Below are 8,844 nucleotides of genomic sequence, written 5' to 3'. Positions count from 1 at the left end.
TTGCATAGGTCGGGTCTCAGTCCAGGGCATAGCGAGTCTCCTCTTCTATGCCAGTTATAACTGTTACCCATGTATCCGGTCTAAAGTGTTACCTATGTTTCCGGTTTGTACCGCAAGCGACCCCGGGAACGTCTCCAGACCTATTTCAGCCCCGTCTTCTGCTTCATTGCCGCCATCACCCCTGGCTTATCCGCCAGATAATGATTCAGCCCATTTGCTCGTAGATTACAGGCCGCGCAGTGGCCGCAGCCATTGCCTTTGATGCCGTTGTAGCAGGTGAGCGTTTCGGTACGGACCAGTTCCAGTTTGTCCCAGTAGTCCGCCAGCGCCCAGGTCTGCGCTTTATCGAGCCACATCAGCGGCGTTTCGAAGCGAATGTCTTTTGCCATGCCCAGGCTAACCGCATGGTTCAGCGCCTTCACGAACTCGTCACGACAGTCCGGATACCCGGAGAAGTCGGTCTCGCAGACGCCGGTGATGACGGCTTCTGCCTTCACCTGATAGGCATAAATAGCCGCTAGCGTCAGGAACAGAATATTGCGCCCCGGTACGAAAGTATTGGGAATACCGTTGGCATCCGGTTCGTAGTCCGGCACGGGAATGCTGTCGCGGGTCAGGCTGCTGACCGCCAGTTCATTGAGCAGGGTAACGTCCAGCACCTTGTGCGCGCGCGCGCCCAGCGTTAAGGCCAGTTCACGGGCGACGTCAATTTCAGCGCGATGGCGCTGGCCATAATCAAACGTGACGCAGTGAACTTCATCATATTGATGCAGCGCCTGCACCAGGCATGTTGTGGAATCTTGTCCACCGCTAAAGACGACAACGGCACGTTTCATGGCTTTTCCTGTCAGTAACTCTAAAAGCCGCTATGGTAACGCCTGCGCGCCGTGGCGACCAGCTTCTTCACCGCGTTGTTGGCGGCAGCCAGGCGGCGGAAAAGTCAAACCAGCCGCGGGCGTTCAGGCGAATGCCGTTGACTCCCGGCGGCGCGCTGACCTGATACTGATAATTAAATAGCGGCGTCAGCATCGCTTCACTCATCAGGCGAGTAAAGATGTGCTTCAGCGCGGCGATTCGCTGAGTATCGTTCGCTAGTGCCTGAGCGTCGTCTAATGCCTGGCGAACGCGGCTGGCCTGCTGTTCGGTAAAGAGTGCGGGCCATAGCGCATCGCAGCGTAGCCACTGCTCCAGGGCGTACTCCGGCATCTCGCCAATCAGGCGGTCGCCCATAAACAGGTCGGCTTTTGGCAGGTCCGGACAGCCGGTCCAGCTTTTAGCATCATAAAAAATCACCGTCAGCTCGCAGCCCAGTTTCGCCAGGGCTGTTTTTAGCTCTTCGGCCATGGTGTGCAGTTCTACCGGCAAATGGTAGAGAAGCGTCAGGTGGGGCGGTAGGGCAACATCGGGCGCGTCTTTCGGCAGCGGGATATCCCAGCCGGGCAGCATCTCTTCGCTGGGGGTAATCAGGTTTTCCCCCAACGGTAGGCTTTGCAGCAGGCCGGAGCGGTGAATCAGCCCGATGACCCTCTGTGCCTGTGCGCTGCTCAGACGCGGGCTCTGGCGCAGTGCCAGATAGCAAAATCCCAGGCTGATGCTGTGGCTGACGAGCCGCAGTTCGCCAACCTCCTCAGGTTTACCAATGGCAATTTGCACCGGGTGCTGACAGCTGGTCCCCAGCCCCTGCTCGAAAAGCTGCGGGGTGATCCAGTATTCAATAGCCTGCAGCAGCGGGTGGCCCTGGTGATAGCGATGATGGCTCTCAATGCGCACCAGTTCTGGCTCAAAAATTTTCAGCATAAACGGGCCGGTGCCCTGCGACGGTTCGTCCGGATGTGCCAGCACGCTACAGTAGCTTGCCAGCCGATGCGGGAGCCAATAATCCGGATGATGCAGCGTGAAGGTCAGGCACTGCGGATGCGTCTGCGTAATGGCTTTCACGCTGGAAAAGAGCTTCGCCAGTTCGGGCAGTTCCAGCAGCATCAGCAATCGTCGGCGAAGCTGCTCGGTCTCAACGGCATCGCCGTTGTGCCAGTGCAGGGTCGAACGAATATAAAACTGCCAGCACAACCCGTCGTCGGAAACCGACCAGTGGTGCGCCAGATCGCCCTGCGGCTGTGAGGCTTCATGGTTAAACCGGGTCAGGCCAGAGTAAATCTGCCCGGCAAGGTGCTGCTCGGCACGACCGGCAAGGAAGCCAGGATGCAGTGGCTCTAGCGGGCGGTAGTAAGGAATACGCAGCGTCGGCGTATTGTTTTGCCACTGGCCGCCGAGAAACGGGTGCAGCAGCGCCCTCAGCTCAACCGGGGCAATCTGCGCCAGCTCCAGCGCATTATGCTGCTCGCCGCGATTCAGTGCGCTTTCCATCATCTCATTGCGCAGCGTCTCCGGCGCGGTGTGGAATCGTAACCGCCCGCGCTTGCCACGCCCGGACTGCGCTTGCCAGCTCAGCCAGCCCGCCTCTTGTGCCTGGCGCAGCAGAGTACGCACGTGCCGCTCGCTGCAAAAACAGCGGGCGGCCAGTTCGGCGATGGTGACCTGCTGATCTTCTCCCTGCGACGGTAGCCACAGGCGCTGGAACTGATTTAAACGATTTAACTGGCGCATAGAAACCCGGAACAATAAATATTAACTATTCAGTATTACTTCCGTATATCCCAGCAGATACTGGGTGGCAAGAGAGAACGATCACAGGCGGGATAAAAGATGGCAAGACTGGCAGCATTTGATATGGATGGCACCCTTTTGATGCCAGACCATCGTTTAGGTGAGAGAACCGTGGCGGTGCTGAAGCGCCTGCGCGAACGGAACATCACGCTGACCTTTGCCACTGGTCGTCACGTGCTGGAAATGCGCCCGCTGGTGGAGAAACTGTCGCTGAATGCCTTCCTGATAACCGGCAACGGTACGCGCATTCATACCCAGCAGGGTGAAGTGCTGCACCGTAGCGATCTCTCCCCGGACGTAGCGGAAGAGGTACTGCACACCCGCTGGGATACGCAGGCTAGCGTCCATGTCTTTAACGACGGCGGCTGGTTTACCGGACACGAAATCCCAGAAATGTTAAAGGCGCACGTGTATAGCGGTTTCCGCTATCAGCTTCGTGACCTGCGCATGATGCCAGCGCATCAGGTGACAAAGATCTGCTTCTGCGGCGATCACGACGATCTCTGCCGTCTGCGGGTGCAATTAGTCGAGGCGTTCGATAAGCGCGCAGATATCTGTTTCTCCGCCGTCGACTGCCTGGAAGTGTTGCCGCTCGGCAGCAATAAAGGGGCGGCGCTGTCGGTGCTGAGTCGCCATCTGGGCGTGGGTATGGATGAATGCATGGCCTTTGGCGATGCGATGAATGACCGTGAAATGCTGGGGCTCGTAGGGCGCGGCGTGATCATGGGGAATGCAATGGGGCAGCTTAAAGCGGCGCTCCCCCATCTACCGATTATCGGAAACTGCAAAAACCAGGCGGTTTCTCACTATTTAACGCATTGGCTGGACACACCTAATCTTCCTTATTCCCCCGAATAGAGAGACCTTCCAGCAAGCCAGGCTCAGTTGATGCCTGGCTTTTTTTATTTCCCAAGCAGAGTGTTAATAGCCTGTAGCCACGGTGCCGTGTCGCCGATGTTATTCGTCACCCATTCAGGATTGTAATAGGTGTCGAGGTAGCGCTCACCGCTGTCGCACAGCAGCGTCACGATTGAGCCGGTTTTCCCTTCATCGCGCATCTGTGCAGCTAACTGCAGCGCACCCCACATATTCGTCCCGGTAGAAGCACCGACCTTACGGCCAAGCTGCGTTTCCAGCCACTGAGCGGTGGCGACGCTTGCGGCATCCGGCACGCGCAGCATGCTATCAACCACATCAGGAATAAACGACGGCTCGACGCGAGGGCGACCAATGCCTTCAATTTTACTGCCGACGCTGCCGCGAAGATTCACATCGCGGTGCTGCCAGTAGTCCATAAACACGGAGTTCTCCGGGTCGACCACCATCAGCTGGGTTTCATAGCCCTGGCAGCGAATGTAGCGGCCAATGGTAGCTGAGGTGCCGCCGGTGCCCGCGCTCATCACTATCCACGTCGGTACCGGGTTGGGTTCGTGCGACATCTGACGGAAAATGCTGTCGGCAATGTTGTTGTTGCCGCGCCAGTCGGTGGCGCGCTCGGCGTAGGTGAACTGATCCATATAGTGGCCGTTCAGCTCGCGGGCCAGGGTTTCCGAAGCGGCGTAGATTTCACACGCGCTCTCGACGAAGTGGCAGCGGCCGCCGTAAAACTCAATCTGTTCAACCTTACGTTTCGCCGTGCAGGAGGGCATCACCGCGATAAACGGCAGGCCAAGCAGGCGGGCGAAATAGGCTTCGGAAACCGCCGTTGAGCCGGACGACGATTCAATAATGGTGGTGCCTTCTTTAATCCAGCCGTTGCACAGGCCGTAAAGGAACAGCGAACGCGCCAGACGGTGTTTGAGGCTGCCGGTCGGGTGCGTGCTTTCATCTTTCAGGTAGAGCTGGATGCCGGGAAAAGCGGGCAGCGCCAGGCGGATTAAATGCGTGTCGGCGCTGCGTTGGTAATCGGCGTTAATTTCGCTGATGGCGTGTTTGACCCAGGTGCTGTTCATCATTATTTTCCGTTTGTCATTTTGTGCCTAGCTTAGCGAAAAGTGCAGAAAAATTTGTTGCCATCTGACCTTTAAAATAGAATTAAGAGAGAAAAATTTTCTCCCGGTGACCGAAATGTTAGATAAAATTGACCGAAAGCTGCTGGCCCTACTACAAAATGACTGCACGCTCTCTTTGCAGGCGTTAGCAGATGCCGTTAATCTGACCACCACACCGTGCTGGAAACGACTAAAACGTCTGGAAGATGACGGTATACTGCTTGGCCGCGTCGCCTTACTGGATGCGGAAAAGCTTGGGCTTGGGTTAACGGCATTTGTGCTGATAAAGACCCAGCACCACAGCAGCGATTGGTACAGCCTTTTTGTGAGCGAAGTGACGCAAATGCCCGAAGTGTTGGGCTTCTGGCGCATGGCCGGGGAGTATGACTACCTGATGCGCGTCCAGGTGGCGGACATGAAACGCTACGATGATTTTTATAAAAGCCTGGTGAACCGCGTCCCCGGACTGTCGGATGTCACCTCAAGCTTTGCGATGGAACAGATTAAATACACCACTGCTCTCCCCATCGAATAATACTTTTTCTGGGATTTTCTCTTTGCCCATCGAGCTGCCAGGGCGGCAGCGCAGGACGAAGAGAATCGACGTTCAGGATTTTACCGCGTGCGATTATTTGCTCAACTAAGTTGGTACTTCCGCCGGGAATGGCGGCGCTATCTCGGCGCTGTCGCCTTGCTGATTATCATCGCCATACTCCAGCTCATCCCGCCTAAAGTGGTGGGAATTGTGGTGGATGGCGTCACACAACACCATTTCACCACCGGGAAGGTGATGATGTGGCTTGGCACCATGGTACTGATTGCCGTGGTGGTCTACCTGCTGCGCTACGTCTGGCGCGTATTGTTGTTCGGTGCCTCCTACCAGTTGGCGGTTGAACTGCGTGAAGATTTCTACCGGCAGCTAAGCCGCCAGCATCCGGAATTCTATTTACGTCACCGCACTGGCGACCTGATGGCCCGCGCCACCAACGATGTAGACCGCGTGGTATTTGCCGCAGGGGAAGGGGTGTTGACGCTGGTGGACTCGCTGGTCATGGGCTGCGCGGTGCTGATTGTGATGTCCACGCAGCTGAGCTGGCAACTGACCCTGCTGGCGCTGGTGCCGATGCCCATCATGGCACTGGTTATCCATCGCTATGGCAACCTGCTGCATGAGCGTTTCAAAGTGGCGCAGGCGGCCTTCTCCAGTCTTAACGACCGAACTCAGGAGAGCCTGACCAGCATCCGTATGATCAAAGCCTTCGGCCTTGAGGACCGGCAGTCCGCCCAGTTTGCCGCCGATGCGGCTGACACCGGGGTGAAAAACATGCGCGTGGCGCGCATCGACGCCCGCTTTGACCCGACGATTTACATCGCTATCGGGATGGCAAACCTGCTGGCGATTGCCGGCGGCAGCTGGATGGTGATGCAGGGTGAGCTGACCCTCGGCCAGCTCACCAGCTTTATGATGTACCTCGGGTTGATGATCTGGCCCATGCTAGCGCTGGCCTGGATGTTCAACATCGTCGAGCGCGGCAGCGCCGCCTATAGCCGTATTCGCACCCTGCTGGCGGAAGCGCCAGTGGTGGATGACGGCACGCAGCCGGTGCCCGAAGGGCGCGGTACGCTGGAACTGGCGATTGGTCGCTTTAGCTACCCGCAAACCGACAAGCCAACGCTCTGCGACGTCAGCGTGACCCTGAAACCGGGCCATATGCTCGGCATTTGCGGGCCGACGGGGTCGGGGAAATCCACCATTCTGTCGCTTATCCAGCGCCATTTTGACGTTGATGAAGGTGAGATCCGCTTCCACGATATTCCCCTGCGTCAATTGCAGCTGGACGCCTGGCGCAGCCGCCTGGCGGTGGTCAGCCAGACGCCGTTCCTCTTTTCCGACACCGTTGCCAGCAACATTGCGCTGGGCCATCCGAGCGCGACACAGGAAGAGATTGAGCACGCGGCGCGGCTGGCCTGTGTGCATGAAGATATTCTACGCCTGCCGCAGGGTTACGATACCGAAGTCGGCGAGCGCGGCGTGATGCTCTCCGGCGGGCAGAAGCAGCGTATTTCCATTGCGCGCGCGCTGCTGCTGGAGGCGGAAATTCTGATCCTCGACGACGCGCTGTCGGCGGTTGATGGCCGCACCGAGCATCAGATTCTGCACAACCTGCGCCAGTGGGGCGAAGGCCGCACGGTGATTATCAGCGCGCACCGTCTCTCGGCACTGTCGGATGCCAGCGAAATCATAGTGATGCAGCACGGGCATATTGCCCAGCGCGGTCAGCATGACCAGCTAGCAGCGGAGCAGGGCTGGTACCGCGATATGCACCGTTATCAACAGCTCGAGGCCGCGCTGAACGACGTGCCGGAAGAAGAGAAATCGGAGGTGGCCGATGCGTAGTTTTGGGCAACTGTGGCCAACCCTGAAGCGGCTGCTGGCTTACGGCTCGCCGTGGCGTAAACCGCTGTCGATTGCGGTGGTGATGCTGTGGGTGGCCGCTGCCGCCGAAGTGAGTGGGCCGCTACTGATTAGCTATTTTATCGACAACATGGTGGCGAAAAATAGTCTGCCGCTGGGGACGGTCGCCGGGCTGGCGGCTGCCTATATCGGGCTGCAACTGCTGGCTGCTTCGCTGCACTACAGTCAGTCGCTACTGTTTAACCGCGCGGCGGTCGGCGTGGTGCAACAGCTGCGCAGTGACGTGATGGACGCTGCGCTGCGCCAGCCGCTGAGCGAGTTTGACACCCAGCCGGTAGGCCAGCTTATCTCCCGCGTCACCAACGATACGGAAGTGATCCGCGATCTGTACGTGACGGTGGTGGCGACGGTGTTGCGTAGTGCGGCGTTGATCGGCGCGATGCTGGTGGCGATGTTCAGTCTCGACTGGCGCATGGCGCTGGTGGCGATCGCTATCTTCCCGGCGGTGATGATCGTGATGGTGATTTATCAACGCTACAGCACGCCTATCGTGCGCCGCGTTCGCGCCTATCTGGCGGATATTAACGATGGCTTCAACGAAGTCATCAACGGCATGAGCGTTATTCAGCAGTTCCGCCAGCAGGTACGCTTCGGCGAGCGGATCGGTGACGTGAGCCGCTCACACTATCTGGCGCGCATGCAAACGCTGCGTCTGGACGGCTTCCTGCTGCGCCCGCTGCTGAGCCTGTTCTCTTCGCTGGTGCTGTGCGGCCTACTGATGCTATTCGGCTTTAGCGCGCAGGGCTCCATTGAGGTCGGCGTACTGTACGCGTTTATCAGCTATCTGGGGCGTCTGAACGAGCCGTTGATTGAACTCACCACTCAGCAGTCGATGTTACAGCAGGCGGTGGTGGCCGGTGAGCGCGTGTTTGAACTGATGGACTGCCCGCGCCAGCAGTACGGAACCGATATGGCACCGTTGGCGCGCGGTGATATTGATATCGACGATGTTTCATTTGCCTATCGTGATGACAAGCTGGTGCTGCAAAACATTTCGCTGTCGATTCCAGCACGCAGCTTTGTGGCGCTGGTGGGGCACACCGGTAGCGGAAAAAGTACGCTTGCCAGCCTGCTGATGGGCTATTACCCGCCCAATTCCGGCGAAATTCGCCTCGGCGGCCGTCCGCTACAAAGCCTGAGTCACCAGGTGCTGCGACAGGGCATCGCCGTGGTGCAACAGGATCCGGTGGTGCTGGCCGACTCCTTCTTTGCCAACGTCACGCTGGGGCGCGATATCAGCGAAGCACAGGTCTGGCAGGTGCTGGAAACCGTACAACTGGCCGAGCTGGCGCGAGGGATGAGTGAGGGTATCTATACTCATCTGGGCGAGCAGGGTAACAACCTGTCGGTCGGGCAGAAGCAGCTGCTGGCGCTGGCCCGTGTGCTGGTCGAGACCCCGCAGGTGCTGATCCTGGACGAAGCCACCGCGAATATTGACTCCGGCACCGAGCGTGCGATTCAACATGCGTTGGCCGCCGTGCGTCAGCACACGACGCTGGTGGTGATCGCTCACCGTCTGTCGACCATCGTGGAAGCGGATACCATTATGGTGCTTCACCGTGGACAGGCCGTCGAGCAGGGGACTCACCAGCAACTGCTTGAAGCCAAAGGGCGTTACTGGCAGATGTATCAGCTACAGCTGGCCGGTGAAGAGCTGGCGGCCAGCACCCAGGAGGATGCGCTGACCGCGTAATGCACCACCGTCAGGCATTT

The 8,844-nt window shown here is 58.3% G+C and carries 7 protein-coding genes; 4 read left to right on the top strand and 3 right to left on the bottom strand.

Annotation, left to right across the window (positions count from 1 at the left end; all coding sequences use genetic code 11):
• Window positions 1–140: 140 nt before the first annotated feature.
• Both queC and FHC49_RS03255 read right to left on the bottom strand, forming a co-directional pair.
• Window positions 141–836: a 7-cyano-7-deazaguanine synthase QueC gene (queC, locus tag FHC49_RS03260; RefSeq protein ID WP_185667141.1), complete on the bottom strand. Its 696-nt coding sequence runs from the start codon at window positions 834–836 to the stop codon at window positions 141–143.
• Window positions 837–903: 67 nt separating this feature from the next.
• Window positions 904–2,604 carry an SgrR family transcriptional regulator gene (locus tag FHC49_RS03255; protein WP_220438662.1) on the bottom strand — a complete coding sequence of 567 codons (1,701 nt, stop codon included), beginning with the start codon at window positions 2,602–2,604 and terminating at the stop codon, window positions 904–906.
• Window positions 2,605–2,703: 99 nt separating this feature from the next.
• Between FHC49_RS03255 and cof the strand changes: the two genes are divergently transcribed.
• Window positions 2,704–3,522, top strand: coding sequence for an HMP-PP phosphatase (gene cof, locus FHC49_RS03250; protein WP_220438660.1), 819 nt, complete (start codon window positions 2,704–2,706; stop codon window positions 3,520–3,522).
• Between the two features lie 44 nt (window positions 3,523–3,566).
• On the opposite strand, the gene FHC49_RS03245 is transcribed toward cof, so the two are convergent.
• Window positions 3,567–4,619, bottom strand: coding sequence for a PLP-dependent cysteine synthase family protein (locus FHC49_RS03245; protein WP_220438658.1), 1,053 nt, complete (start codon window positions 4,617–4,619; stop codon window positions 3,567–3,569).
• Window positions 4,620–4,731: 112 nt separating this feature from the next.
• Between FHC49_RS03245 and FHC49_RS03240 the strand changes: the two genes are divergently transcribed.
• From FHC49_RS03240 to FHC49_RS03230, 3 genes are all read left to right on the top strand, one after another.
• Entirely contained in the window at window positions 4,732–5,190 is a 459-nt protein-coding gene (locus FHC49_RS03240) for an Lrp/AsnC family transcriptional regulator (protein ID WP_185667138.1), read from the top strand.
• An 87-nt stretch (window positions 5,191–5,277) separates the two neighbouring features.
• Complete coding sequence (locus FHC49_RS03235; protein WP_220438656.1) at window positions 5,278–7,053, top strand: SmdA family multidrug ABC transporter permease/ATP-binding protein; 1,776 nt, start codon at window positions 5,278–5,280, stop codon at window positions 7,051–7,053.
• Window positions 7,046–8,824, top strand: a complete 1,779-nt coding sequence (locus FHC49_RS03230; RefSeq protein WP_220438655.1) for a SmdB family multidrug efflux ABC transporter permease/ATP-binding protein — start codon at window positions 7,046–7,048, stop codon at window positions 8,822–8,824. The genes FHC49_RS03235 and FHC49_RS03230 overlap by 8 nt, the downstream gene beginning before the upstream one ends.
• Window positions 8,825–8,844 lie beyond the last annotated feature (20 nt).

It is taken from the genome of Kluyvera sp. EC_51 (assembly GCF_019584505.1).
Taxonomy (GTDB): domain Bacteria; phylum Pseudomonadota; class Gammaproteobacteria; order Enterobacterales; family Enterobacteriaceae; genus Kluyvera; species Kluyvera sichuanensis.
Note: the sequence above shows the minus strand (reverse complement) of the source record. Positions and strands in the feature narration are given on the sequence as shown.

Bases quoted from the DNA above. Each gene is read 5' to 3' on its own strand.
- queC (WP_185667141.1), bottom strand. From the start codon at position 836: ATGAAACGTGCCGTTGTCGTCTTTAGCGGTGGACAAGATTCCACAACA.
- FHC49_RS03255 (WP_220438662.1), bottom strand. From the start codon at position 2,604: ATGCGCCAGTTAAATCGTTTAAATCAGTTCCAGCGCCTGTGGCTACCG.
- cof (WP_220438660.1), top strand. From the start codon at position 2,704: ATGGCAAGACTGGCAGCATTTGATATGGATGGCACCCTTTTGATGCCA.
- FHC49_RS03245 (WP_220438658.1), bottom strand. From the start codon at position 4,619: ATGATGAACAGCACCTGGGTCAAACACGCCATCAGCGAAATTAACGCC.
- FHC49_RS03240 (WP_185667138.1), top strand. From the start codon at position 4,732: ATGTTAGATAAAATTGACCGAAAGCTGCTGGCCCTACTACAAAATGAC.
- FHC49_RS03230 (WP_220438655.1), top strand. From the start codon at position 7,046: ATGCGTAGTTTTGGGCAACTGTGGCCAACCCTGAAGCGGCTGCTGGCT.